Consider the following 24,401-nt stretch of genomic DNA (forward strand, 5'->3'; position numbering starts at 1 on the left):
GCCGCGGCGGTCTGCTCGACCGTGGCCGGACTCGCCCCGCCCCATCCACCAGGGCATCGGGGGGAGGCACCCGCCGCGTACCGCGACGTGTGCGCGATCCGCGAGCGAGTGCTCGGCCCGATCATCCCGACACCTTCCTCAGCCGCCGCGAGGTCGCTGTCGGCCTGGGCCGGCTCGGCCGCTGGGCGGACGCACTCACCGAGTGGCGTCGGGGTAGCGGCCGCCCGCACCAACGCGTCCTGGGCCCCCGGCACCCTCGCGAGCCGCAACGACGAGGCCCACTGCCGTCGGCGGCTCGGCCGCGCCCGGGAGACGGAGGACTGCACCGAAGGCGACGGCGCTGCGGTATCAGAGGACGCCCGACGGCCGGTGAACCACCGGGCACCGAACGGAGCCCACTGCGTCCCGCGCGCGTCAGCGCAGGCCCGTGTCGCACCTGACCGTCACGTCCGCGTGCATGCCGGGACGGACGATGACGTCGATCGGCTTGCAGGAGTTCGTTCCCGGTACTTCGGCTGTCACGGTGTACTCGCTGGGGCGCAGAGAGACCCGGAACCGGCCGTCCTGCCCGGCGCGCGCCGTCGCGGCAACGTCATCCGTTGTGCGCTCGCGTACGTGCACGGTCGCCTTGGTCGGTTCGCCCCGGCAGTCGTCCTCGCGCTGCTCCGGGGCTCCCTCGACGGGGCACACCGGCCACAGGACGACGACACCCGCCACTCCCGACCCGCCGCCCCTCGGCCCGGTGCCGGGTCCCTGGTGCGGCGAGTTCTCGCAGGAGGCGAGTGCGGCCATCGCGATCAGCGATGCGGTGGCGGGCACGGTCAGGACACGGGAACGCACCGTGCTCCTCCTCAAGCCCGAACCGTCTGTGCGGACAGCTCGCAAGCCGGTGTACACCTCCACTGTAGGAGGGCCTGCGCCACGCACCATGCCTGACGGGACAGAAACAAGGGCGGAGGGGCGACGCAGCGCCCCTCCGCCTCAACGGTGGTCCGGTCTCGTTTCGCCTAGCAGTAACCGAGACGTCCGATCCGCGAACCCCACATGCTCGTGCTCACGTGCCGCTCATTCACGAGCCAGGCACGCTGGCCGACCGGACAGCCGCTGACGGCCACGGGGTCGATGGTGACCGCCGAGTAGTCGCCCCAGCGCTCGACAGTGGCCGACGACGGATTGTAGGGGCCGGTCGCCACCGCGAAGGTCACGCCTCCCGTGACGGTCGTGGAATCGGTCGCGAACCTTCCGCTGCCCTTGACTGCGGCGTGGTGGAGGCCGGAGCCGACCGCGTCGGTCGACGACCAGGTGAAGAACATGCGTCCGATGGGGTTGGCCGCGGTGCCGCCGACCGGGGAGCCGACCACCGCGGGGTTGAAGTCGTCCGAGTCACCGGATTCGAAGACGAACCCGGACGCGGTCAGGGCGTTGGTGCCGGTGTTGATCTGGTACCACTTCGGCGTCGGACGCGAACCGGCCGCGATGGTGTGGATGTTGAGGAGCTGGTTGCCGATCTGGGTGCTGGCGTTCTGAAAACGGGCGTCCAACGAGTCGAGCCGGTCGGGGAATCCCGGCTGGCGCGCGTCCGGAGGTGCGGCGAACGCCGGCACCGGCACGTTCACCGGCGCGGCGATGCTCGCGTTGCTCCGGCCAAGGCCTGTGGCCCGGAACAGCCTCAGGGCCCCGGAGGGGCTGCCCGTGAGGAGGAAGGCGTTGGCGTTGTTGTCCTCCACGATGGGGGGCGCCACCGAGCCCACCGCCCCGAGGTTGAAGTACTGGAACGTGGTGGCGCGCCCGTTGTAGATGTCCGCCTTGGCAAGGCCCAGCACACGCGTGCGGAGATAAGTGGTGAGGGAAGCGTTGAAGACGTTGCCCGTGATGATCAGGGCGTCCTGGTCCAGGCCCAGCTGCGGGAAGTCGAAGAAGTCGGTGCCCTCCGGCAGGTCGAACCTGTAGCGGAAGTACGGGCCGGTCGGGTCGGACGTCGTGGACACGGCGATGAAGAGGTTCTGGACCGAGGGGTTGGTCGGCTCAGGGAGCGCCTCGGCGACGATGACCCATCGGTTCCACTTCTTGTCGTAGACGACCCGTGGATCGAAGATCATGGTCGTCGTGTAGCTGAAGAAGCTGGCGAACGACACGTTCAGCACGTTGGCACCGTTGGCCTTGTTGAAGACGCCGATGCCCCTGCCATTGGTGACCTCCACGAAGTGGTTCAGGCCGACGGCGCCGTGCGTGTCCGGTGGGCGCGCGCCGGTGCTGCCCTGGTTCAGGCCCTCGAAGCCGAACTGACCGGCGGGCGGCGCCAGGAGCACAGAAGACCGTGCGCCAACGCTCGGGCGCTTCTGCGGAGGAAGCTCTCGGGCCGTGGCACGCCGCTCTTCTGTGTCTGTGGGGAGCGGTGCCGGGGGCTGACGTCGGTCCTCGGACTCCGTGTTTCCCCTGGGCGTCACGGCCTTCGCCGGAGGCAGCCGGATGTGGTCGGCCGCCACCACGGCGTCCCCGTGGTCCCGTGCCGTGGCGCTCGGAGACGTCCCGGGCATGCCGAAGCTCAGCGTGAGTGCTGCCAGCACAAGTGGCAGGACTCGACGAACGCTTCGTCTGGTCGTCAAGGTGACCCTCTTTTCCTGATGCACAGCCACAAGGCTGTTGTCGGAAACCCCGGGCCATCATGGAGAGGGCGTGAAGCCAGTCGACGTCCTGAAAGGCCGGGACACGCCGAAGGTCACCTGCTTGCCGCGCACAACGGGAAACGGCCTGCTGGGACGCCCGCTTCGACGCTCTCGCCGACCTACGGGACCGTGGCCCGCGGCCATCACCGAGCGTCAGACCGAGAATGCCAAGCACGTTGAAAGCGCTGTGCGCCGTGGGAGGCGATCCAGTCGGGGCGGTTGGGTAGCCTGCCGTCGTGAAAATCGGATGGAACACTGAAGACTGGTTAGCAGACACTCGGACGTCGTACGACACCGTCGCCACCAGCTACGCGGACCGAGTACGCGACCTTCTGGCTGAAACGCCCCACGAACGCGCGGTCATGGCGCAGTTCGCCGACCTGGTGCACACCAGCGGTGGGGGGGCCGGTTGCGGACGTGGGATGCGGACCGGGGAGAATCACGGCCCACTTGCGTGAACTGGGCGTGGACGCGTTCGGGATCGACCTGTCGCCCGCGATGATCGAGGTAGCTCGACGTGATCACCCCGGCCTCCGGTTCGAGGTCGGTTCCATGACGGTCCTCGACCTCGCCGACGCCTCGATGGCCGGCCTGGTCGCCTGGTACTCGCTCATCCACGTCCCCGACGACGAAATCGGCTCGGTCTTCACGCACTTCCAGCGAGTGTTGCGGCCCGGTGCCCCGCTGCTGCTCGGCTTCCACGTCGGAGATGAGTCACGGCTGAAGACGCAGGGCTACGGCGGCCACCCGATGAGGGTCTGGGTTCACGTCGCCGGCCCGGCCAAGTGACCGCCTGGCTCAACGGTGCCGGCTTCACTGTCGAGTCACGGAGGACTCTCAGCTCGGCCGAGAGCACGCTCGGCGGAATCCTTCTCGCGCGCCGCCGACCCGACACCCAGTAGGAGCCCAATCTGGGTATGAAGCCACCTCGTTCGGCGAGTCTGCGGTGGCCAAATGAGGGTACACGCGACGTCCGCGAAGGCGAGGAAGTGGTCGGCCCTGCGCTCGGCGGGGGAGGCAGCGGTAGCCGGCAAGTTGAGGTGACCTGTAAGACTGCACCGGTTCTTCTGTCTCCACGCGGTTCCCCGCTCCCATCGACGACGCCGGTATCGCCCGGGGAGCCGATCCCTCGAAGAACCAGGAGAAGATATCGGCTGACGGGCACGGGACCTGGGCCGGGTCGTGGGCGTCGCCGCGGCGCACTCCATGAGCACCCCGTAGGTCTTGCCGTCCCTGCTCGCCTCCGCGCGCATACGTCTGGCCGGCACGCGCGCTCGCGGGTGGCACTCGGAGTGGCGCGCAGTCGCCGCGGCGCCGACCGGTGTGGCGGGTCAGGCGGAGCCTGCGCCGTGCGGCCGGCGCGCGGGTTCGTGCAGCAGATGCACGTCGTTGCGCAGGATGGCCAGCCACAGCTCGAGGTCGGCGAGTTCGGGTACGTCAGCGGCCGGTGGGCCGGCGGGGGGCAGGGGTTCGGCGGGGTCGTACGACGGGCCGCCCCCGTCGGCGGCGGCCGCCGTTGCGGTCAGCGTGCGCGAAAGCGTGACGGCCTGTCGCCGTGCCTCGTGTGCTTCCCGCTCGGTGAGGGCGGCGCGGTCCGGCCGGTCGTAGAGGGGGATCCAGTAGCTGCCGGCCAGGGCGTGCTGGCCGACCATGAGTGCCACGTGCCAGTCCGTCGCGTCGCCGTCCAGTTCCGGGGAGCCCGGCTCGCTCAGGTACTGGGCGTAGGCGGTCTGTGCGAGGACCAGGGCGTGGGAGGCCGGCTCGCCGTTGACGGGGGCGCCCCGGCCCGGGCCGGTGAGGATCGCCGCCGTCACGGACGTGACCAGGCCGGCGCACTCCCGTAGCAACCGGGCCATCGCGTTGAGCAGTTCACGCCGCGCGCCCCTGGGCCACGCGAGCAGTCCGCACAGCAGGCCCACCGTGCTGCCGATGAGGACGTCCAGGAGTCTGACCTCGTCCAGTTGCCATGTCGCGGGCGCCAGTTGGGCGAAGACGATGGACACCAGGACGGTGAACATCGCCTGCGCCCAGGCGATGCCCAACAGCGGTCCCAGTGCGAACGTCGCGATCATGACGGGCGCGAGGAGGGCCGCGTACACCATGCTGTCGGGGCCGAGCACCGTGAGGAGCGCCGCGGCGCACAGAGCGCCGGCGAGCGTGCCCGCGAGGGCACGCGCCACCGCCTGGCGGGTCTGCACCACGGTCGTGCGTACGAGGGTGAGGACGGCCAGGAGGACCCAGAAGCCGTGGGAAAGATCCAGGAGCCCGGCCACCAGGCGTGCGACGCCGAGCCCGAGGGCGACCCGGACGGCGTTCTGGAAGAGGACCGACCGGGGGGTCAGGTGTGCGCGTACGCGCCGGGCCCACAGCCACCAGGTGGGTGCGTCGGCGTACCAGAACAGGGACCGCGGTTCCACGGATCCGATGCCTCGGCCGCACAGGGCCACCCGTGCGGCGAGCTCGACATTGCGGGCCGACTCGGCCGCGGCGAGGACGGCTGCACGGAAGCGCGGGTCGGGCTCGGGCCGCTCGTGGACGGCCCGGCGTCGTGCCGTCTGGAACCGGACGATGGCCTCGTGCACGGCGCCGGGTCGCGGCGGCGCCTCGTCGCGCAGGGCTTCGGCAGTGTGCCGGCACGTGTCGGCCACCGCCTCCAGCAGGGCCGCGGCGAGCGCGTCGGGGCAGTCGGGCCGGGTGTGGGTGAGCCCCCTCAGCTGGTGCAGCAAGGTCCGGGCGGACGCTCCGGCCTGGGCATAGGCACGGCTGGTCCGGGACGGCGCCGCGGGCCGCTCACCCTGCGGCAGCCTCGCGGGACTGAGGTCGTCGGCGATTGCGTCCACCGTGCGGTCGTCTGTGCCCTCCCCGGTCCGGCCGTCGGCGGCGAGGCGGGCGGCGAGCCGCGCGGCCGTGGCGGAGGCGAGGGCCAGCCTGGTCCGGTATCCGCGGGTGGGCTTCTCGGGCAGGAGCCAGCGTTCCGCCGCGGCGAGCAGGCCCATGCCGAGGGCCAGTCCGGCGAGTCGGTCGCCGATCTGCTGCGGGGCGTAGGGCGGGAAGCAGGCCAGGATGTAGCACAGTTGGAGACCGCTGGACGGCCCGGCGACGCGCGGTCCCGCAACGGCGCTGAACGTGAAGGTGAAACCGACGACGACCATGCCCAGCACCGCCGTCAAGGTGTGTACCGCGAGGAGGGTGCCGACGGCGGTGAGCGTGAGCGCCACCGGCAGTGCCCTCACCACACCGGCCGACCGAGCGCGACCCGATCCCGTCATCCGGGACAGCACCCCGAGGGCGATGACTCCGAACAGGGCGTAGACCGACATCACCGGGCGTTGCAGGCCGTACCGGCAGGCGTAGAAGCCGGCGCAGACCGCGACGGTCACCCTGACCGCCGAGCGCAGGGCGTCACGGCGTCGCGGTGCGTTCGGTGACAGGCCGTCAGGCACGGTGCGGGGGCGTTCGCGTACCGGAAGCTGCGCGTGTGCGGTACAAGGCCAACACCACCTCCGACGAGCCGGCGAATCGGCGGGCCACGCCGTCGGCGGAGGCCCGTCTTCCAGCGTAGGCCCCCGTGGGTGGTCCCGGCGGAGGCGACAGTGCGGAGGCGATGGGGCGGGGCCGCCCGGGCGACGGATCCGGGCGGGAGTCGGATAATGACACTGACGGACCACCTGGAGTGTCTTGTGCAGCGATACCCCCTCATCGCGGACCACGGACTGGTGGGCGATCTGCAGACGGCGGCCGTGATTTCGTCGGAAGGCGTCGTCGACTGGTATGCCGCCCCGCGGTTCGACTCACCCGGCATCTTCTCCGCCCTCCTCGACCATGACGTCGGCGGGCACTTCAGCCTGGGGCCCGACACTCCGGACGGGACGAGCAAGCAGTTGTACTACCCCGGCACAGCGGTCCTGGTGACGCGGTTCATGTCGCCGGACGGGGTCGGGGAACTCATGGACTGGATGCCTCCCCTGCTCTCCCCCACACCCTCGGACCGGCACGCCCTGATCCGTGTCCTGCGGTGCATGCGCGGCACCATACGGTTCCGTCTGGAGTGCGCGCCCCGTTTCGACTTCGGGCGCGACCGCCACATCCTCTCGACGGACGAGGGGCCGGGCTCGACGCGCGAGGGGCGGGGCTCGGCGCGCGAAGGGCGGGCCGTGTTCCGCGGTGCGCGTCTCGACGCCCATCTGCAGGCCACGTTCCCTCTGCGCCGGCAGGGCGACGATGTCGACGGCACGGTCGTACTGAACGCCGGTGAGACGGCGGGCGTCGCCCTCACCGTCTGCGACGCGGGCGGCGAAGCGCCCGAGCCCATCGCCGTCGACGGGCTCACCGAACGGCTGTGGCAGGCGATCCGATTCTGGCAGGGCTGGGTGCGGACCACTCGCTACGCCGGCCGCTGGCCGGACATGGTGCACCGTGCGGCGATCACGCTCAAACTGCTGACGTACCTGCCCACGGGGGCGCCGATCGCCGCCGCCACCATGGGGCTGCCGGAGCAGGTCGGCGGGGAGCGCAACTGGGACTACCGCTACACCTGGATACGGGATGGCTCCCTGTCCGTCCGGGCCCTGCTCGACCTGGGCTTCGTGGAGGAAGCGACGGCCTTCACCGACTGGCTGATGCGGCGGCTCTCGGAGAGGGCGGACCTGCCGCACGGGCCCGGCGGAACGCCCTTGCAGATCATGTACCGCGTCGACGGCGACCCCGACCTGCCGGAGGAGATGCTCGGGCACCTGGAGGGCTACCGGCGCTCGGCTCCCGTTCGGGTGGGCAACGCGGCCAAGGACCAGTTGCAGCTGGACATATACGGCGAAGCCCTCTACGCCCTCGCACAAGGGCGGGGCGCGCACGGCCCGGACGACGGCCCCGGCCTCTCCTCCCGCGAATGGAAGGCCGTCGCACGCGTCCTGGACGAGCTCACCACGCTGTGGGACCAGCCGGACGACGGCATCTGGGAGACCCGGGGCGGCCGGCAGGACTTCACGTTCAGCCGGGTGATGTCCTGGGTCGCCTTCGACCGGGGTCTGCGGCTGGCGGACCGACTGTCCTGGCCGGCCGACGTGGCGCGGTGGAGGACGGCGCGCGACACCGTCTTCACCCAGGTCATGGAGAAGGGGTGGCACAGCGGCCGCCGAGCCTTCGTCCAGCACTACGAGGACGACGTCCTCGACTCCTCGCTGCTGCTGGCACCGCGCGTCGGTTTCGCCTCCCCCACCGACCCCGACTGGCTGAGCACGCTGGACGCCATGGAGAGCTCCCTGGTCTCCGACAGTCTGGTCTACCGCTACGACCCCCACGCCTCGCCGGACGGGCTGCGCGGCAGCGAAGGCACCTTCAGTCTCTGCAGCTTCCTCTGGGTCGACGCCGTCGCGCGCGCCGGGTGCCTGGAGCAGGCCCGGTTCGCCTTCGAGAAGATGCTCACCTACGCCAACCACGTCGGGCTCTTCGCCGAGGAAATCGGTCCGACCGGCGAGCAGTTGGGAAATTTCCCGCAGGCCTTCACCCACCTGGCGCTCATCATGGCCGCGACGACGCTCGACGACGCCCTCGACCGGCTGGTGCAGGGCCGCGCGCCGAAACGGCGTCGCAGCACGCCGCCGCCCCACCTGTGGTGACGCGGATGCGGTTCGAGCGGCACGGAACTAGCCTGAAAGGGTCCGTCCTGTGTCCGGGGCTCACGCCACGGAGGGTCCAGTGGACGATCAGCACTACGACGTCGTCATCGTCGGCAGCGGTGCCGGGGGCGGCACGCTCGCCCACCGCCTCGCCCCATCGGGCAAGCGGGTCCTCATCATCGAACGGGGCGGCTACCTGCCGAGGGAGCGTGAGAACTGGCAGTCCCGTGCCGTGTTCGTCGAGTCTCGCTACCGCGCCGACGACATCTGGTACGACCATGAGGGCCGGCCCTTCCCGCCCGAGGTCAACTACTACGTCGGCGGCAACACCAAGTTCTACGGCGCGGCCCTGTTCCGGCTGCGACCCGAGGACTTCCACGAGATACGACACCACGGCGGGCTGTCGCCCGGCTGGCCGCTGGACTACACCGACCTGGAGCCCTACTACTCCCAGGCGGAACAGCTCTACCGGGTGCACGGACAGCACGGCACGGACCCCACCGAAGGTCCGGCGAGCCTTCCGTACCCGCATCCGCCGGTGACTCACGAGCCCCGGATCCAGCAACTCGCCGACCGGCTCGGCGGGCTGGGACTGCACCCCTTCCCCCTACCGATCGGCGTCGACCTCACCGAGGGACCCGACGGAGTCCCCACCCGTGACAGCGCGTGCGTGCGGTGTGACCGGGTCGACGGCTTCCCCTGCCTCCTGCTCGCCAAGTCGGACGCCGAGATCGTCTGCGTCACCCCGGCCCTGCGACACGGGAACGTCTCGCTGCTCACGCATGCCAGGGTCGACCGGCTGGAGACGGATCCCACCGGCCGGACCGTCACCGAAGCGGTGACCACCCTGGAGGACGGCACGACCGCCCGCTTCCGGGCGGACGTGTTCGCCGTTGCCTGCGGCGCGGTGAACTCCGCGGTCCTGCTCCTGAAGTCGGCCTCCGCGCACCACCCCCGCGGCCTCGCCAACAGCTCGGACGTGGTGGGCAGACACTACCTCCGGCACAACAACGAGGCGCTCATGGCGGTGTCGCGGGAACCCAATCCCACGCGCTTCCAGAAGACCCTGGCCGTGAACGACTGGTACCACGGCGCGGACGACTGGGACTACCCGCTGGGCGGGATCCAGATGCTCGGCAAGTCCGACGCGGAGCAGATCCGCGCCGACGCCCCGCACTGGGCGGGCGTCTCACCCCCGGACATGCCCCTGGAGGTCCTGGCCCACCACTCGGTGGACTTCTGGCTCTGCGGAGAGGACCTGCCCGACCCCGACAACCGGGTCACCGTGGGCCCGGACGGCAATGTGCGCCTGGCGCTCAGGGACACCAACACGGAAGGCCTGCGACGCCTTCGCCACAAGTTGGCGGGCATGCTGGAGGACCTGGGCATGCACCCCCACCGCCTGCTTCCCCACATGGTCTACCTGCACAAGGACATGCCGATCGGCGCCACGGCCCACCAGGCGGGCACCGTCCGCTTCGGGGACGATCCGGACTCCTCCGCCCTGGACGTCAACTGCCGTGCCCACGACCTGGACAACCTGTACGTCGTCGACGCCGGATTCCTCCCGAGCATCGGCGCGGTCAACCCATCCCTGACGGTGATGGCCAACGCCCTGCGTGTCGGCGACCACCTCGTCCAACGGCTCGGATGAGCCCGGACCCCCCAAGCCCCACCGCACGGGAGAGACCATGGCAACAACGGACAGCGTCGACGCCCTCGTCATCTTCGGCGCCACTGGAGACCTCGCCAAACTGGAGACGTTCCCGGCGCTCGCCGGACTCGCGGGGCGGGGGCTGCTCGACGTGCCCGTGATCGGTGTGGCGAAGAGCGGCTGGGGACTGGATCAGTTCCGGGACTACGCGACAGCCTCATTCCGCAACAACGGCATCGACCCGGCCGGTGCCCCGGCCGGCCGGGTTCTCGACGCGCTGCGCTACATCGACGGCGACCTCACCGACCCGGCGACGTACGACACCCTGGCCGGCGAACTCCGCGACTCCCGACGCGCGCTCTTCTACCTGGAGGTCCCTCCGGCGCTGTTCGGGCGCATCGCCCAGGGCATCGCGACCACCGGGCATGCCGAAGGGGCCCGAGTGATGATCGAGAAGCCCTTCGGGACGGACCTGCGCAGCGCTTGCGAGCTCAACGCGACCGTCCACGAGGTGTTCCCCGAGGACTCGGTCTTCCGCGTGGACCACTGGCTCGGGCTGGAGCAGATCGAGAACCTCATGTTCGTCCGTTTCGCGAACTCCGTTCTCGAGCCACTGCTGAACCGCACTTACGTCGAGAGCATCCAGATCACGATGGCCGAGGCGTTCGGCGTGGACGACCGGGGCCGCTTCTACGACCGCACCGGAGCAGTGCGGGACGTACTGCAGAACCATCTGCTGCAGGTGCTCGCCACCGTGGCCGCGGACCCGCCGGAGGGGCCGGGCCTCGCCAACTGGCAGGACTCGCGGGCACGTGTCATCAAGGCCCTCCAGCCGCTCGACCCGCACGACACTGTGTTCGGCCAGTACGACGGGTACGACGACGTCGAGGGCGTGGCCGCGGGGTCCCGCACCGAGACGTTCGTGGCGGCGCGGTTCGCGGTGGACTCGTGGCGCTGGTCCGGCGTGCCCGTGTACATCCGGGCGGGGAAGAAGCTGCCGGTGACGGCCACGGAGATCCTCGTGACGTTCCGGCGCCCGCCGTGCGACACGTTCGGGCTGGGCCCCGCTCTCGGTTCCAACCACCTGCGCGTCCGGTTGCGGCCCGATACGGCCATGACATGGGCCATGGTGGGCAAGAAGCCGGGCCCAGGCGCCCAGCCTCAGATCGACGCGCTCACCTTCCACGAAAGCGCCGCCCAGGACATGCGCCCCTATGACCGGCTCATCGGCGCGGCGCTGGAAGGGCAACGCTGGTTGTTCGCCCGGCAGGACACCGTCGAGGCCGCGTGGAGCGTCGTCGACCCGGTGCTCGACGGCGCGGAGGGTGCCCCGCATCCGTACGAACAGGCCACCTGGGGCCCGAAGGAGGCCGAGACGGTGCTGCGGCCCGGCGAACACTGGCACGACCCCCGGCCACCCGAGGCCGGCCCGTCCCGCGCGGCGTGAGGGCGCGCTGGGCGACGCGCGGCCCTTGGCTGCCGATCGCGCCAGCGCCCGGCGGCGTGACCCCGACCGCTGGACACGGTCATGCGGCTGTGTCAGCCGGTAGTTGATGTCGCGTTTCCGGCGTTCTCGTAGGCGATCGGGCTGCGCTGCCCGAGCCGGGAGTGACGGCGTCGAGTGTTGCAGCGGTGCAGCCCCGAACCGAGCGGGAACTCCTGCCGCCGGCACCGCCGCCTTGGGCTGACCAGGCACACTGCTAGATTCGGTCGCCATGCGATCACGTGAGTACGACCTCGACTTCCGCAACCGGGCCAGTCGAATACGGGCCTGGGGCATGGGTCTGTTGTCCTTGGCGGCGCTCTTGTGGACATGGTGTTTCCTGTTGCTCCTCACACCGTACGAGGTCGACAGGAAGCCTGACGACCGCTACCCCGAACAATGCGAATCACGGTTGTTCACGGAGCGCGGCACGGCCAACGAGGGTCTGTACAGACACGATTGGTGCCAGAACGAACGCGACTGGCCCGAGGCCCTGGCCGTGCTCGGGCTGTCCCTGCCCGTAACGGCCGCCGGTGTGGCGCTCTTCACGAGCGGCAGCGTGGCGCGCCGGATGAGCGCCCACGCCGAGGCCATGCGCGAACTGGACAAGCTCGCCGACGCGCCGAAGGCTTAACCACCACGGTCGATATCAGAAGGCGCCCTTCGCGCGGATCAAGCGTGCGACGGTGCGGCCTGCTGAGCGACGTGTTCAGCTTCACCGTGATCCATCCAGGGCATACACATCAGCGTCCCGCCCCCGCGCGATCAACTCCATGTGGAGCCGTCTGTCGTGACAGCCCCGCGCTGCCAACAGTGGCGAACGTTGCCTTGTGCGGCACTGGCGCGAAGAAAACGCGCACGCCGGCCCCAGCACGAGATTCTCAACCGTCCCCGTGCCCGTACAACGGGTGATCGCCCCCGACCACCCAGGCGGGGCGGTCTATGGGATGTAGCGGCGGAAGCCCTGTGCCAGGGCTTTGAAGCCGCACGCTTCGTAGAAGGTGTGGACGTACGCGTCGTCCGCTGACAACAGCTGCACCTTGTAACAGCCGGCCGACTCGCCCAGCTGCACGACGGCCTCCATCAGTTGGCGTCCGATGCCACGCCGCTGGAAGGAGTCGGACACCACGACGTTCTCCACGAACAGGATGGCTCGACCGCCGCGGGTGAGGTTCGGCATGACGATGCAGTCCGCCGTTCCGGCCATGGTGCCGTCAGCGTGGGCGACGAGGACGGTCCGTCCCTGCTGCCTCGGCATGGCTGCCCAGATGTCATCTGCAGATGACTCGGGCAAGGGCGCGTCGTCCGGGTTCAGCTCGCTGTAGAGGGTCAGCAGCTCTGGCAGGTCTGCCTCAGCTGCTGACCGCACCGTGATCTTCATGCCCAGAGCCTGGAACGAGCCTTCCCCTACGACCTGGTGCAGGTCCAGGCGGTCTGGCACCCGTACGTACGCAGCGCCGGCCGGTCAGCCGGTGCACACCACGGCGCTGCGCAGCCGCCTCCAGGCGATGTCCTGCCAGATCGTGTGGCACCCCTTCCGGTCCACCGGACCCGGTCGCTCTACCGGAGGCAAGGTGGAGGTGCGCCGCACCCGCGCACGGATGGCGGGGGCGTGATGGCCACTGCTCAGCCGTTGTGACGGCCGCGCTCGCGCACTCCGGCGACGAGCACTCCGAGGGCGAAGACCAGGACGAGGATGAACATGAGGAGGCCGAGGACGTCCTGGAGCCCACTGGCCAGACCGCTGTAGCCCACGTCGACTCCGAAGATCACAGAGCACACACCTGCGACAAGAGCGGTCCAGCCCAGCCAGCCGGCGATGCGGCGACTGGCGAGAATCGCGGCCCCGAAGAGCGCGAGGGTCAGTCCGAGCATGATGCGGAAGTAGCTCTGGAATCCCCATTCCAGCCAGCGCACGGTCTCGGCGTTGGCAAAGCGGATCGCCTTCTCCGTGCCCGACGCGCTGAACCATGAGTCGACGGCCTGCTTCAGTCCCACGCCGTCCAGCCCCTGCAGAACAGCCCAGATCGCGGCAGTCGCAACAGTTGCCGCTGCCGCTAGCTGCGCGACCAGGCAAGGCCCGTCGGCACCGCGCAGGACGCGGTACAGCACGAGGAGGCCGCTCAGCGTCACCAGGACGCCGATGAACTGACCAAGATGAACGGCGACCCAGGCGCTGCTGTCCGCGTACTCGGTGAAGATCGCCGTATGGTCGTTCTCCTCTCCCGAGGGATGAAGCACGGCGGTCAGGATGACGTTGAGTACGAAGCCCCCAAGCATGAGCCCGCCGGCGATCGTCAGCAGCCTCCGCGAGTCGGCTTCATCCGCCCCTTTGCCAACGTGGATATGCGGACTCATCAGCAGACCCCAGCCCTCTCGATGTCACCGACCTACGTAGGTGAGGATCACCAGATGCAGCCGCTGTCTCAGGACACGCGGCACTGCCTCACCCGAACGAGGTCTGATCGCGTCCGATTGCGCAGCACCCTGGACAGCGCGCACCAAACCAGCGGATGAGAGCCGATGACCGGATGCCGGCACCTCAAAACTGGTTGCACCATCGAACCTTTTGGTTGTACGGTCGAACCATGTCGAGCGATCGCAGGGCTGATGACCCGGTCGTTCTCCAGGACGCTCTGGGGAGCTTCGTCCGCGCCTTCGGGCTGCACCAGCCGGAAACGACTCCTTGTGGCCGGCCGATCCCGGTCTCCGAGGCGCATGCCCTGAGCGAGCTGGCACAGGAAGGCGAACTGCGGCAGGTCGAACTCACCCGTCGACTGCGGCTGCAAAAGAGCACCGTGAGCCGGCTGGTCAGACAGCTGTCCGCCCGTGACTGGGTGGAACGCGCCCCGGCCCTCGACGACGGGCGCGGCGTCGTACTGCGGCTCACCCCTGCGGGACGGCGAGCGGCGCAGAACCTGGTCGATGCACGACGGGAGCGGTTCTCCCGGCTGCTCGATTCGATCCCGGCCCACGAAAGAGCGGGCGTACTGCACGCCCTCGATGTGATGGTGGAGGCGCTGGATGAATAGCAAGGGCCGGGCCCTGTTGGCGGGCGTGGGCGTGGTCGTCGCCGGCGCGGTGACGGCTGTCGCCCTACTGACCAGCGGCTCACGGCAGGATCCAGGCGAGGGCCAGGCCGAACGACGGAAGCTGGTGGCAGAGCGAGGCAAAACCGTGATGCCCTTCGACCTTGAGCAGACCACCCACCGCTTCATCCCCACGACCAGGGGTGGCACCCAACACGTCGTGGTCGACCAGCGCGGCGATACCGAGCAGATCGCCCTGATACGCACTCACCTGCGCAAGGAAGCCGGGGCGTTCAGCCGGGGCGACTTCGCCGACCCCGCCCGGATCCATGGCGCCGGCATGCCCGGCCTCGCCGAACTGCGTGAGGGGTACGACCGTATCGAGGTGCACTACGACGACCGGGCGAACGGGGCCACGCTGACCTACACCACGGAGGATTCCGCTTTGGTCGACGCCCTGCACGACTGGTTCGAAGCCCAGCTCGGTGACCACGGCGCGCACGCCGAGTCCGGCCATTGAACCGGCGAGGGACCGTAACCAGTCCCGAGAGCTGCCCGGCGGGGGTTTCCTGGAACCTCAGCGGAACCAGGCCCCGGAGTGCCGGCCGACCGTGATCAATCTCAGCGGCACTTCCTGTACCGCAACTACTCACCCTCGATGATCACGGAAGCAGCTGAGCCTCGGCTGCGCCCGCTGGGCGCAAGCCGAAGCGGTCCGCCCAGGCCGTGTCCGACAAAGGCCGAGTCCTGCGGCCTTCCTGCATGGACGCGGGTCGGACAAGCGGACACGTCGTGGGATATTCATGCATGTGACCAATCAGGATGGCGGCCCGCGCTGCGAACTCGTGCTCATGGACGGATCGAGTGCCGCGGATGTCGCGCTTGTTCATCGTGAGGCGCTTCGGGTGCTGCGTTCGGACATCGGCGTGGCTCACCTCGACGCCTACAGCGACGATGCCTGGCCACCTGCGGTGCTGCACGCATACGAGCGTGCGTTGTCCCTGGCACGCGAGGAGGTCTCGGCCGGCACTCGCTCCCCCGGCGCCGATACCGGGATGGGGATAGACATCGACGTCCGCGACGACAGACAGTTCGAGGTGCTGTCGGACCTGGCCCCGTACACGATCAATGCTGAAGGCTGGCGAGGGGACCGGTTGGTCTTCAGCGCCAGTGACTCGGGAACGTCCCTGTGGATTGCCGTCACAGAGGAACAGAAGGCAGAACTCGTGTCCCGGCTGGAGGCGCTGGGGATCCCACCGACTGTGCTCGCCGTCAAGCCACGCGGCCACTGAGACGCATTCACAGCACGGGTTCGCGGAGCCACAGGATGAGCGAGCCGAGCTGCAGTCCGGCCTGGTGGCGGGCGGCGAGTTCGCCGAAAGGTCGGCGGGACGATCCGCAGTGCTCGCCGGGGCGCTGGGCGGCACCGGAGTTCCTTCGAGAGACTGGCGGCCCGGCTGCATCCGGGCGGCGCTCGGCATGAAGAGCCAACGCGCGCCACCGTGTGGGGCGGTGGCGCGCGTTGGTGTCGCAGGCGGTCTCGCGTGAGGTGCCGCGTGGTGTGTCAGCTGCGGAGGGGGCCCTCGCAGAGGTAGTCCGAGGTGCCCGCGCGTCGGTCGGACCAGATGTCCACGTCGTCGAACGAGCAGTTCATGTCCGTCAGGTTGTTGTCGCCGCCCGCGGCGCGGTCGAGGAGGAAGTAGTCGACCGTCTCGGACATGTCCTTGAAGACGAGGTCGGCGTCGCCTGCGTCGGTCAGGTTCGCGGTGATGCGGCCGGTGCAGACGAACCGGGGCCGCTCGGCCGTGCCGCTGCCTTGGCATGCGGGGATGCTGCCGGTCGTCGCGACGAAGGAAGCGCGGACTCCGTCGGCGGAGTCGTTGCGGAGCTGGTCCACGGGAACGTAGCCGGTGTTCGGCACGAACAGGTCGTCGACATGGGCGATCTGCGCGTCGAGGAAGGCGTCGTACGCGCTCTGCAGGCCCATATCCTTGCCGAGCCGGTCGCGCCAGGCGTCGAACGCGGCCGGGTCGTCGGCGCGCAGGCTGCGGTACATCTCCCGCAGCAGTGAGGGGTGCTGCGTCCACAGGAACTCGAAGAACGTGCCCGCGTAGTCGTAGAAGCGGAAGCCGTCGCCGTCGTACGTGGCGTGCAGCAATTGGTCCACGGTCATCCGCGGTCCGCCGTTCGCCGTGTCGTCGATGACGCCCTGGACGAGCGACTTGCGGACCTTGACGCCGTCACTGCGGCTGGCGCCGGCGAAGAACTCCGCCGTGCCCTCGTCCATGGCCGTGGTGCGATCGCCCTGGTACCAGGGGCCCTCGCCGAAGAAGCCGGGCACCGCCCACCGGCCGTTGAGGTAGTGCCCGTACTCGTGGCGGAACAGCTCCTCCAGGGTGAGCGAGGAGTCCTGCGGGACTCGGCGCTGGTACGTGTAGAAGGTCGCGCCGTTCTCGATGTAGATGCCGCCGTTGTCGGTGCCCATGCCGGTCAGCAGCGGGTGGAAGATCTCGTACTGCTTGCGGGAGGAGTACAGGACGATGTTCAGGGTTGAGTTGGGGTCGCCCGCGAGGGGCTCGTCACTGCCGACCACGCGATGGAACTGCGCCTTGACCTGCTTGCTCGCGTAGTACAGCTGGTCGACGGTGGCCCGGTCGAGGCCGGTGCGGACCCTGATGCGGTCGATGCCGTCGACGCCGTAGACGTAGGTGTAAGGGAAGAGGCGCTTCTCGATGTCGGACTTGCACACGCGGTAGGGGGCGCAGGCCTCGTACACACCCAGCCAGGTGGCGACCTTGGCCCAGGGCTCGCTGCTGTCACCGAATGTGCGTGCCGTGACGCCAAGGAGGGCGCCCAGGTCGGAGACGGTCGTGTTGCGGAGCCCGTCGATCTGGCCGAAGCGGCCGTACTCGCTCAGCGCGTCACGCACGACCCAGGCGTTGGGCCTGTCCTTGAGGTGCGTGTGGCGGGCGAAGGTTTTGAAGGCGGCCCGGTAGGACGGGGAAGCCTTCGCCGCGGCATGGAAGGCGGTGTCCTGGTTGCCGGGATAGACGCCGAGGTAGTTCAGGCTGAGCGCGGCGAGGGCGGCGCCGGCCCATGAGGTGTCCTGGGCGGTGTCGGGGTGCCGGGCGTCCATGGTGGCCAGCACCCTTTTGACCAGCGCGAGTTGGTACTGGCGCAGACCAGGTGCCGAGGCCGCGTAGAGCGCTTCGCGCAGGGTCTCGGCGTTGCTGCGGGTGGCATCGAAGGTGCGATTCGCCGAGCCGAAGCGGGCGACGGCACGTCGCATGGTGGTGAGGGTCGGCGCGTCGGTGATGTCGATCTCGTCGCGCGAGAAGTCGTGGTACGCGACGGCGTGGAGATACGTGAACATCTCCAGCAGGTGGCTGCCGTTCCTGCCGTCGTGGGATGCGGCGAGGCCGGCGATGCGGCGGGAGACGGCCTGGACGTGCGCGTCCGACATGACGGGGACGAGGCGCTGATCCCAGGTCCACAGGATCGACCGCAGACAGCCGTCGGCGGTGACGGCGGGGTCGGCGAGGAAGTCCGCGAACTCCCCTGGGGCAAGGCCCGTGACGCCGTCGAGCGTGCAGGGCACGTTTGCCGTGCCCGTATCGGCCTTGCCCTTCTGTGCGGGGGTACGAGGTCCTGGAACACGGCCGCCGGTGAGGCCGCCCGGTGTCGGGAGCGTACGGGCAGCGCGCTCCGGGGCCTCGGCGAGGCGGTCGACCCTGTCGGTGGGGTTCGGCTGGGAGGCCGACCGTATCGCCGAAGGCGCGGCGGGAGCCGTGGGAGCGGGCTCGGCCGCAGAGGCGGGCTGGACGGCCGTCACGCCGAGCGCGAGAGCCGTCACGGTGATCAGGACCGCGCGCAGGGATCCGCGCGCGACGGGGCGCGGCGGTCGGAGTGACTGTCTGGACTGGAACACATTGGCTCCTGTGTGGGAGGTGGCAAGAGGTTGCGCTGTGCGATGGGAAGGCACCTCGGACTCCAACTGCCTTGGTGGAGACGGCAGTTGAACTGATGCAACATGTGATGCGTAACGTAGTAATGTGAAATGGCACAGTAAAGACCTGTGCACCATGGATTGCGGACGTGCCCCTTCAGAGGGGCTCGGGGCAGTGGCAGGCCACCCGACGGACCTGGCCCGGCGCCGCGGGGCCTGCGCTCCGGCGCCTCGGACGCGGAGCGCCGAGACCGGTTCGTCCGCGACGATCAGGCGTGGGCTTGTGGCCCAGCGCACGGGCGATGCAGATGCGCTGGACCTGGCCGCCGGAGAACTCGTGCGGAAAACGGCCGGTGTTCACGCTGCGGCCCCTGCCGCTCGTGGAACGCGTGTCGCCGGAGCAGCCGGCCGCGCCGAGGGGGAAGGTGAGGGTCGCCACCAGAGCGGCGGTGCAGGTGTGCGCTCGTTCATCAGCGGTCACTCCACGAACAGTCCGAACCAGGGCGATGAGATGTGACCGGTAACATAGTAATGTGAAATTGCACTACACAAGAGGCGTGCGCGAAATCGAGGAGGACGCAATGAAGGAACCCGTGGCCGGCACCCACCGAACGGTCAGTCACGACCTGCCGCCCTCCGCGGAGTTCGAGGAGTTCATGGCGGGCGGCTGGGCGGCCTCCCCGCTGCCCGGCGACATCCGGCTGCCCGTCGCCGGCTTCACCGCCGCACGTCGCGGCAGACTGTCGGCCCGCTTCCCCGGCGAGCGGCTGATCATCCCTGCCGGAGAGTTGAGGGTCCGCTCCAACGACTGTGACCACCACTTTCGGCCGCACAGCGCGTACGCCTGGCTCACCGGCCTGACCGGGGAGGAGCAGGCCGGGCGTCCGGCCGCGGTCGCCGCGCACCGACGCCGGCTTCTACCGGGACCGCCGCTACGGCGAGTTCTGGGTCGGGCAGCGTCCCGACCTGGCCGAGGCCGAGCTGATGACGGGGATCCGCTGCGACGGTCTGGATGCGCGGGGAACGCTGCCGCCGGGGCGCGACGCCTCGACCGACGCCGAACTCGCCTCGGTTTTGAGCGAATTGAGGCTCGTGAAGGACGCCTGGGAGGTGGAGCAGCTCCAGCTCGCCGTGGACCACACCGCCGCGGGCTTCGAGGACGTCGTGCGTTCCCTGCCGCGAGCCCTCGCCCATCCGCGCGGCGAGCGCTGGATCGAGGGCGTCTTCGGACTGCATGCGCGCGCGGAGGGCAATGGCACCGGCTACGAGACCATCGCCGCGGCCGGGGCCCACGCCTGCGTCCTGCACTGGATACGCAACGACGGCCCCCCGGACGCACGGCAGTTGCTGCTCCTGGACGCCGGCGTGGAGACGGACAGCCTGTACACGGCGGACATCACGCGCACCCTCCCGCTCTCCGGGCGGTTCTCGCCCGTGCAGCGGCAGGTCTGTGAACTCGTGCTCGCCGCCCAGGACGCGGGCATCGCCGCGCTCAGGCCGGGGGCACGGTTCCGCGACTTCCACCGCGCCGCGATGCGGGTGATCGCGGAAGGGCTCACGGAGTGGGGAGTCCTCAAGAGCCCCGAGGGCGACTTCCATCGGCGCTACACGCTGTGCAGCAGCGGCCACATGCTCGGGCTCGACGTCCACGACTGCGCGCAGGCGCGGGCGGAGGCCTATCTCGACGGGGTGCTGGAGCAGGGGCAGGTGCTGACGGTCGAGCCCGGCCTCTACCTCCAGCCCGACGACGAGACGCTCCCTGTCGAACTGCGCGGTATCGGCGTGCGCGTCGAGGACGACCTGGTCATCACGGCCGAGGGGGCACGGCTGATGTCGGGAGCACTGCCGCGCACCCCCGACGCGATCGAGGCGTGGATGGGGGCGCTGACCGAAGGGCACTGATCCAAGCCCGTGTTCGCGAGGGGCCCTGGAGGGTATGGCCCCACCCGTAGTCACCTGCGAAAACAACGTGACATCGTACGCTGGTGGTCCTCTCGGCCACGAGGGCACAGGGCGAAAGGAACACCACCACCATGGGCCACCTGAAGCAGCGCAACCTCATCACCGCCAGGGAGCGGCTGCGGGACCAGGTCGCCCACGCCCTGCGCGCCGCGCTCATCTCCGGCGAGCTGCGCCCCGGGGAGGTCTACTCGGCGCCCGGCCTGGCCGAGGACTTCGGGATCTCCGCGACACCGGTGCGCGAGGCAATGCTCGACCTGGCACGAGAGGGCCTCGTCGAGCCCGTCCGTAACAAGGGCTTCCGTGTCACGGAGGTCAACGAACGCGATCTCGACCAGTATTCCGAGATCCGCGTCCTGATCGAGGTCCCCATGGTCGGCCGGATCACCCGCAGCGCCTCAGTCGAGGACCTGGAGGCGCTGCGGCCGGTGGCGGAGGACATCGTGCGCGCCGCGCACAGGCACGACCTCATCGGCTATCTCGAGGCCGACCGGCAGTTCCATCTCTCCCTGCTCGCGCTCGCCGGCAACGACCGGCTCGTCGAGACGGTCGGCGATCTGCGCAAGCGCTCGCGGCTGTACGGGCTGACCGCCCTGGACGAGCGCGACCAGCTGATCCCGTCCGCCGAGGAGCACGTCGAACTGCTCGACCTGATGGTGGCGGGTGACGCGAAAGACGCCGAGAAGTGCATGGCCCGCCACCTCGGGCATGTGCGATCGCTCTGGGCCGAGGGCGCGCAGGAGAAGGAGCGGCAGCCCGCCGCGCGCGGCCCCAGGAGGAAGCTGGGCACGGCCCGATGAGTGCAGTCGCCGGTCAGTCCGACGCAGATCACCGAAGGGGGTGAGTAGCGTCGAGATCTACGATGACCACCATGGAACCAGCGCCCGCCCTCGTCCACCTGGACAGTCCCTTCATCAACTTCCGAGACTTCGACTTCGGCGAGGGCTCCCATGGCTACCGCTGGGTCAACGCCAAGCGTTTCCAGCTGGCGTCCGAGGCGCTGGACGACCGAAGCGTGCTGGCCGCCTTGATCGCAGACCCTCAGTTTCGGGACACGTACGACGGAGCCGGCGTTCAAGACTGGCCTCGGCACGGTCAATGGTGGCTTGACCGCATCACCCCTGACACCTACAGGGCAGTCGACGACGCAACCGCGGCCGACACCATCCACTCGTGGGCCGGCCGGCACGGCGACGTTCCAGAGCAACTCCAATCACGCCTGCGGCAGGAGGTCTACACCCCGATCCGCACAGCGACCAGCCGATACGTGCTGGGACAGCTCCCCGAAGACGCGTTCCACGACTATGGCCCCATCCACATGGATTACCACGAGCTGGTCCTTGTCGACCGTTCCGCAGCCACACTCACTCTGCTCGTCGCAGCCGGTGACTAACCCCTCTGAAGGCCCCGCACCACTGACGCCTGAAGCCAGGGCATTCGGACATGCCCATACCCGACTCCGCCCCTAGCGTTCTTCCAGGACGACCTGATCAGGACCTATCGCGGCTTCCTCGACCGCCGGCGCTCGGAGAGGCCCGTCGAGGAGTACCGGGAACCCACCGAGCAGGAGTGGCGGTCCTCCGGATCGGACCCCGCCAAGGACCGCGCCTCATCGAGATCATCCAGAACCTCGAACGCATCCGCGAAGCCCGAGGTAACGGCTGGCTCGGTGAAGTCGAAGGGCTCCAGGTCAGCCTCGACGCTGCCATCGCCAAGCTCAACAGCCTCAGCCGGGCCCCGGCTGACGGCCGGCCTCAGCCGGCCGACCTCGGCGTGCCCGTCTTCACCGACTCCGCTTCACCACCCCAGAAGGGTTCGAACCTCAAGGCCGTTCGGGCTTGTGGGCAAGAAAGGTGGCGAATGTCCTCTCAGCCCCTTCGCTGGGTTCCTCCACCAGACGTGCGGTGAGGACGAGCCCGGCCCGCTTCAGGAGTTCGGCAATCCGATCAGGCGGCAACAGGTAGGACTCGTAAGTCACCGGATGACCGCCGTACGCCTGTGTGGGACGTAGATGCTGGTCGGCCCCTACGTGGCCGGCGAGCATCAAACAGCCGCCAGGCGCGAGAGTGCGGTGGAACTCGCCGAACACCACCGGCAGCAACGCCGGTGGTGTGTGGTGGGTGGAGTAGTAGGCGAGGATGCCTCCGAGGCCGTCGTCCTCGATCGGGAGCGAGGTCATCGAGCCGACGCCGAAACGCAGATCTGGGTAGGAACTGCGGGCCAGTTCGACCATGGCGGGCGATAGGTCCATGCCGAACGCAGACACTTGCCGCTCGGCAAGGCAAGCCGTGACTTTGCCGGGCCCACATCCCAGGTCGGCGACGGGCCCGAGGTCGGCCGTTCGCACCACCTCTGCGAAGACGTTCAGCATCCCTCGTGACAGCGGATCCAGCTCCGCCGGAGGCTTGACCTGTTCGAAGTAGTCGGAGGCGACCGTGTCGTACGACTCCCGGACGGCGGCGAGGTAGGAGAGATCAGGCATGCGGGCGACTCTAGTAAGGGCCCGCAGCGCACGTGATCACTTTCTTGGAGGCCGAGCGGATAGGCCGGCACAGGGCATCCAGGTGGCGGGCCGGTACGGCTCTGATGATCACGAAGTTGCGACGCTCGTGACTGCTGTCCGTGCGCACTTACGTCCCGCGCAGTCGCAACCTGTGGTCCACTCACCAACTCCTTGGTCAAGGTCTTCGGGGAGCGTCGCAGGGGAGGGTAGCCCGATCCGCAGTGGAATGCCCACGGACCCTGCATCACCGTGGACCGATGAGTTTGGCGCCAGTGGTTCGTCTGACCTGGTGACGATCGTCGACCGCACGAGCGACATGGAGCTGACCTTGACGAATGAAGCCGACCTGCAACCTGCTGTAGCCGCCGAGTTCGTGGCCCTCGCCGACCTGCTCGGCTCCGCCTCTGATGCGCAGTGGGACACTCCATCTTTGTGCGAGGGCTGGCGGGTTCGCGAAGTGATCGCGCACTTGACCATGGCGGCCCGCTACTCCGTAGAGGAGTTCATGGCCGAATTGCGCCACTGTGACTTCGACTTCAACCGCTTGTCGAACCAGATTGCCGGCCGGGACGCCGAACTGCCGACCGGCGAGCTCGTGGCCAACCTGCGTGCCGACGTGATGCACCACTGGACACCGCCGGGCGGTGGGTACCACGGCGCGCTCAATCAAGGCATCGGCATTCAGGGACGCAGCTTCCAGGCCACCGACCTTGACTGATCGTACGGATCAGGCCCGGCACTGCACGGCGCCGCCGAAGACCTGGCACTCAGGCTCTGCGGTCGGACAGTCCCGGGTGGACGGCTCCAGGGCACGCCGCTGTAAGGACTCCGGCGGATAGGAGTGGGCTCATGGTCGCCGGATGGGGCGGTCGTCCCAGCGGTAGTTGACCCAGGCGCGGCGGATCAGGCTACGCACGGTGATGACGGTATCCGCGAGGCCGCGCTTCGGTGATGGGGCATCATCACAGACCGGCCGCGCGGGATCAGGCCTGTCCCCGTGCCCGGTGCCGTCTTGCGTACGACCAGGTCACCGCGGTCATCAGGACCGGGATGGCGAACAGCGGGGCGAAGGCGAGGCCCCAGACGGTCTGTGCCGTACCGCTCGACATGTACGTCTGGCTCTCGACGGTGAATGCGACCACGAGTTGCCACAGTGCCACCAGGACGAGCACGCCCGAGGCGGCCCAGGCCAGCGCGGCGAGGGCCGGGGGGCGCAGCGGCCGCCACCGGTCGCTGACCAGGAGCAGCGGAAACAGCGCGGCCAGCTCGGCAAGGACGGAGAGACCAACGACGTATGCGATACCCCAGCCCGGAATGCCGAAGACGTCGCGCAGCACCTGGTCGCTGTAGCCCACATAGACACCGGACGCCATGGCGATGCGCCACAGCCCGGACGGGACGGCGCACAGAGCGATGGCGTGGGCGGCGCGGCGAGCCCAGACAGGCGCGGGTGCGGAGGCGGTGAGAGGAGCGGTGGCTGTTGTCATGGCGTACATGCTGGCCCTGGAGATGACATCCGCGCTTCGTCCGCTACGACGAACCGTCT

At 69.3% G+C, this 24,401-nt stretch carries 18 protein-coding genes and 5 pseudogenes; 13 read left to right on the forward strand and 10 right to left on the reverse strand.

The window, feature by feature from the left end; all coding sequences use genetic code 11:
- Positions 1–51: 51 nt before the first annotated feature.
- Positions 52–373, forward strand: a pseudogene (locus tag J7E88_RS35765) (serine/threonine protein kinase); the annotation flags it as partial.
- 41 nt (positions 374–414) lie between these two features.
- On the opposite strand, the gene J7E88_RS10875 reads toward J7E88_RS35765, so the two are convergent.
- Both J7E88_RS10875 and J7E88_RS10880 read right to left on the reverse strand, forming a co-directional pair.
- Entirely contained in the window at positions 415–840 is a 426-nt protein-coding gene (locus J7E88_RS10875) for a carboxypeptidase-like regulatory domain-containing protein (RefSeq protein ID WP_215179617.1), read from the reverse strand.
- A 167-nt stretch (positions 841–1,007) separates the two neighbouring features.
- Positions 1,008–2,309: a hypothetical protein gene (locus tag J7E88_RS10880; protein WP_215179619.1), complete on the reverse strand. Its 1,302-nt coding sequence runs from the start codon at positions 2,307–2,309 to the stop codon at positions 1,008–1,010.
- 599 nt (positions 2,310–2,908) lie between these two features.
- On the opposite strand from J7E88_RS10880, the pseudogene J7E88_RS10885 reads away from it, so the two are divergent.
- Positions 2,909–3,568 (forward strand): annotated as a pseudogene (locus J7E88_RS10885) (class I SAM-dependent methyltransferase).
- 429 nt (positions 3,569–3,997) lie between these two features.
- Here J7E88_RS10885 and J7E88_RS10890 read toward each other — a convergent pair.
- Positions 3,998–6,109 carry an FUSC family protein gene (locus tag J7E88_RS10890; protein WP_215179621.1) on the reverse strand — a complete coding sequence of 704 codons (2,112 nt, stop codon included), beginning with the start codon at positions 6,107–6,109 and terminating at the stop codon, positions 3,998–4,000.
- A 237-nt stretch (positions 6,110–6,346) separates the two neighbouring features.
- Here J7E88_RS10890 and J7E88_RS10895 point away from each other — a divergent pair, with 237 nt between their 5' ends.
- The 4 genes from J7E88_RS10895 (at position 6,347) to J7E88_RS10910 (ending at position 12,052) form a co-directional block, all read left to right on the forward strand.
- The gene (locus tag J7E88_RS10895) at positions 6,347–8,281 is read left to right on the forward strand and encodes a glycoside hydrolase family 15 protein (RefSeq protein WP_215180129.1); all 1,935 of its coding nucleotides are present in this window, start codon (positions 6,347–6,349) and stop codon (positions 8,279–8,281) included.
- A 79-nt stretch (positions 8,282–8,360) separates the two neighbouring features.
- Positions 8,361–9,935, forward strand: a complete 1,575-nt coding sequence (locus tag J7E88_RS10900; protein WP_215179623.1) for a GMC oxidoreductase — start codon at positions 8,361–8,363, stop codon at positions 9,933–9,935.
- A 37-nt stretch (positions 9,936–9,972) separates the two neighbouring features.
- The gene (gene zwf / locus J7E88_RS10905) at positions 9,973–11,382 is read left to right on the forward strand and encodes a glucose-6-phosphate dehydrogenase (protein ID WP_215179625.1); all 1,410 of its coding nucleotides are present in this window, start codon (positions 9,973–9,975) and stop codon (positions 11,380–11,382) included.
- 268 nt (positions 11,383–11,650) lie between these two features.
- Positions 11,651–12,052, forward strand: coding sequence for a hypothetical protein (locus tag J7E88_RS10910; RefSeq protein ID WP_215179627.1), 402 nt, complete (start codon positions 11,651–11,653; stop codon positions 12,050–12,052).
- A 306-nt stretch (positions 12,053–12,358) separates the two neighbouring features.
- On the opposite strand, the gene J7E88_RS10915 is transcribed toward J7E88_RS10910, so the two are convergent.
- Positions 12,359–12,799: a GNAT family N-acetyltransferase gene (locus tag J7E88_RS10915; protein WP_215179628.1), complete on the reverse strand. Its 441-nt coding sequence runs from the start codon at positions 12,797–12,799 to the stop codon at positions 12,359–12,361.
- 245 nt (positions 12,800–13,044) lie between these two features.
- The gene (locus J7E88_RS10920; RefSeq protein WP_215179629.1) at positions 13,045–13,698 is read right to left on the reverse strand and encodes a hypothetical protein; all 654 of its coding nucleotides are present in this window, start codon (positions 13,696–13,698) and stop codon (positions 13,045–13,047) included.
- A 308-nt stretch (positions 13,699–14,006) separates the two neighbouring features.
- On the opposite strand from J7E88_RS10920, the gene J7E88_RS10925 reads away from it, so the two are divergent.
- The 3 genes from J7E88_RS10925 (at position 14,007) to J7E88_RS10935 (ending at position 15,739) form a co-directional block, all read left to right on the forward strand.
- Positions 14,007–14,450, forward strand: a complete 444-nt coding sequence (locus J7E88_RS10925; RefSeq protein WP_215179630.1) for a MarR family winged helix-turn-helix transcriptional regulator — start codon at positions 14,007–14,009, stop codon at positions 14,448–14,450.
- The gene (locus J7E88_RS10930) at positions 14,443–14,967 is read left to right on the forward strand and encodes an aspartate carbamoyltransferase (RefSeq protein ID WP_251022439.1); all 525 of its coding nucleotides are present in this window, start codon (positions 14,443–14,445) and stop codon (positions 14,965–14,967) included. Before J7E88_RS10925 ends, J7E88_RS10930 begins: the two co-directional genes overlap by 8 nt.
- Positions 14,968–15,256: 289 nt before the next feature.
- Positions 15,257–15,739 (forward strand): hypothetical protein, encoded by a 483-nt coding sequence (locus J7E88_RS10935; RefSeq protein ID WP_215179631.1) that lies wholly within the window; start codon positions 15,257–15,259, stop codon positions 15,737–15,739.
- 272 nt (positions 15,740–16,011) lie between these two features.
- On the opposite strand, the gene J7E88_RS10940 is transcribed toward J7E88_RS10935, so the two are convergent.
- The gene (locus J7E88_RS10940; protein ID WP_215180133.1) at positions 16,012–18,375 is read right to left on the reverse strand and encodes a collagenase; all 2,364 of its coding nucleotides are present in this window, start codon (positions 18,373–18,375) and stop codon (positions 16,012–16,014) included.
- Positions 18,376–18,627: 252 nt separating this feature from the next.
- Positions 18,628–18,742: pseudogene (locus J7E88_RS37380) on the reverse strand (ATP-binding cassette domain-containing protein); the annotation flags it as partial.
- A 232-nt stretch (positions 18,743–18,974) separates the two neighbouring features.
- On the opposite strand from J7E88_RS37380, the pseudogene J7E88_RS10950 reads away from it, so the two are divergent.
- The 3 genes and pseudogenes from J7E88_RS10950 (at position 18,975) to J7E88_RS10960 (ending at position 21,745) form a co-directional block, all read left to right on the forward strand.
- Positions 18,975–20,295: pseudogene (locus J7E88_RS10950) on the forward strand (aminopeptidase P family protein).
- A gap of 131 nt (positions 20,296–20,426) precedes the next feature.
- Positions 20,427–21,152 carry a GntR family transcriptional regulator gene (locus J7E88_RS10955; protein ID WP_215179632.1) on the forward strand — a complete coding sequence of 242 codons (726 nt, stop codon included), beginning with the start codon at positions 20,427–20,429 and terminating at the stop codon, positions 21,150–21,152.
- A gap of 71 nt (positions 21,153–21,223) precedes the next feature.
- Positions 21,224–21,745 carry a hypothetical protein gene (locus J7E88_RS10960; RefSeq protein ID WP_215179633.1) on the forward strand — a complete coding sequence of 174 codons (522 nt, stop codon included), beginning with the start codon at positions 21,224–21,226 and terminating at the stop codon, positions 21,743–21,745.
- 429 nt (positions 21,746–22,174) lie between these two features.
- On the opposite strand, the gene J7E88_RS10965 is transcribed toward J7E88_RS10960, so the two are convergent.
- On the reverse strand, positions 22,175–22,834 hold the full coding sequence (locus J7E88_RS10965; protein ID WP_215179635.1) for a class I SAM-dependent methyltransferase: 660 nt from the start codon (positions 22,832–22,834) through the stop codon (positions 22,175–22,177).
- A gap of 310 nt (positions 22,835–23,144) precedes the next feature.
- On the opposite strand from J7E88_RS10965, the gene J7E88_RS10970 reads away from it, so the two are divergent.
- Positions 23,145–23,573 (forward strand): maleylpyruvate isomerase family mycothiol-dependent enzyme, encoded by a 429-nt coding sequence (locus J7E88_RS10970; RefSeq protein ID WP_215179637.1) that lies wholly within the window; start codon positions 23,145–23,147, stop codon positions 23,571–23,573.
- 129 nt (positions 23,574–23,702) lie between these two features.
- Here J7E88_RS10970 and J7E88_RS10975 read toward each other — a convergent pair.
- Together J7E88_RS10975 and J7E88_RS10980 are read right to left on the reverse strand one after the other, a co-directional pair.
- Positions 23,703–23,792 (reverse strand): annotated as a pseudogene (locus J7E88_RS10975) (IS5/IS1182 family transposase); the annotation flags it as partial.
- A gap of 46 nt (positions 23,793–23,838) precedes the next feature.
- Complete coding sequence (locus J7E88_RS10980; protein ID WP_215179639.1) at positions 23,839–24,351, reverse strand: hypothetical protein; 513 nt, start codon at positions 24,349–24,351, stop codon at positions 23,839–23,841.
- Between the last annotated feature and the right edge of the window lie 50 nt (positions 24,352–24,401).

The organism is Streptomyces sp. ISL-10 (assembly GCF_018614575.1).
Lineage (GTDB): Bacteria > Actinomycetota > Actinomycetes > Streptomycetales > Streptomycetaceae > Streptomyces.

Coding starts and splice junctions, on each gene's coding strand:
- zwf (WP_215179625.1), top strand. CDS start 9,973: ATGGCAACAACGGACAGCGTCGACGCCCTCGTCATCTTCGGCGCCACT.
- J7E88_RS10910 (WP_215179627.1), top strand. CDS start 11,651: ATGCGATCACGTGAGTACGACCTCGACTTCCGCAACCGGGCCAGTCGA.
- J7E88_RS10915 (WP_215179628.1), bottom strand. CDS start 12,799: ATGAAGATCACGGTGCGGTCAGCAGCTGAGGCAGACCTGCCAGAGCTG.
- J7E88_RS10920 (WP_215179629.1), bottom strand. CDS start 13,698: ATGCTTGGGGGCTTCGTACTCAACGTCATCCTGACCGCCGTGCTTCAT.
- J7E88_RS10925 (WP_215179630.1), top strand. CDS start 14,007: ATGTCGAGCGATCGCAGGGCTGATGACCCGGTCGTTCTCCAGGACGCT.
- J7E88_RS10930 (WP_251022439.1), top strand. CDS start 14,443: ATGAATAGCAAGGGCCGGGCCCTGTTGGCGGGCGTGGGCGTGGTCGTC.
- J7E88_RS10955 (WP_215179632.1), top strand. CDS start 20,427: ATGGGCCACCTGAAGCAGCGCAACCTCATCACCGCCAGGGAGCGGCTG.
- J7E88_RS10960 (WP_215179633.1), top strand. CDS start 21,224: ATGGAACCAGCGCCCGCCCTCGTCCACCTGGACAGTCCCTTCATCAAC.
- J7E88_RS10965 (WP_215179635.1), bottom strand. CDS start 22,834: ATGCCTGATCTCTCCTACCTCGCCGCCGTCCGGGAGTCGTACGACACG.
- J7E88_RS10980 (WP_215179639.1), bottom strand. CDS start 24,351: ATGTACGCCATGACAACAGCCACCGCTCCTCTCACCGCCTCCGCACCC.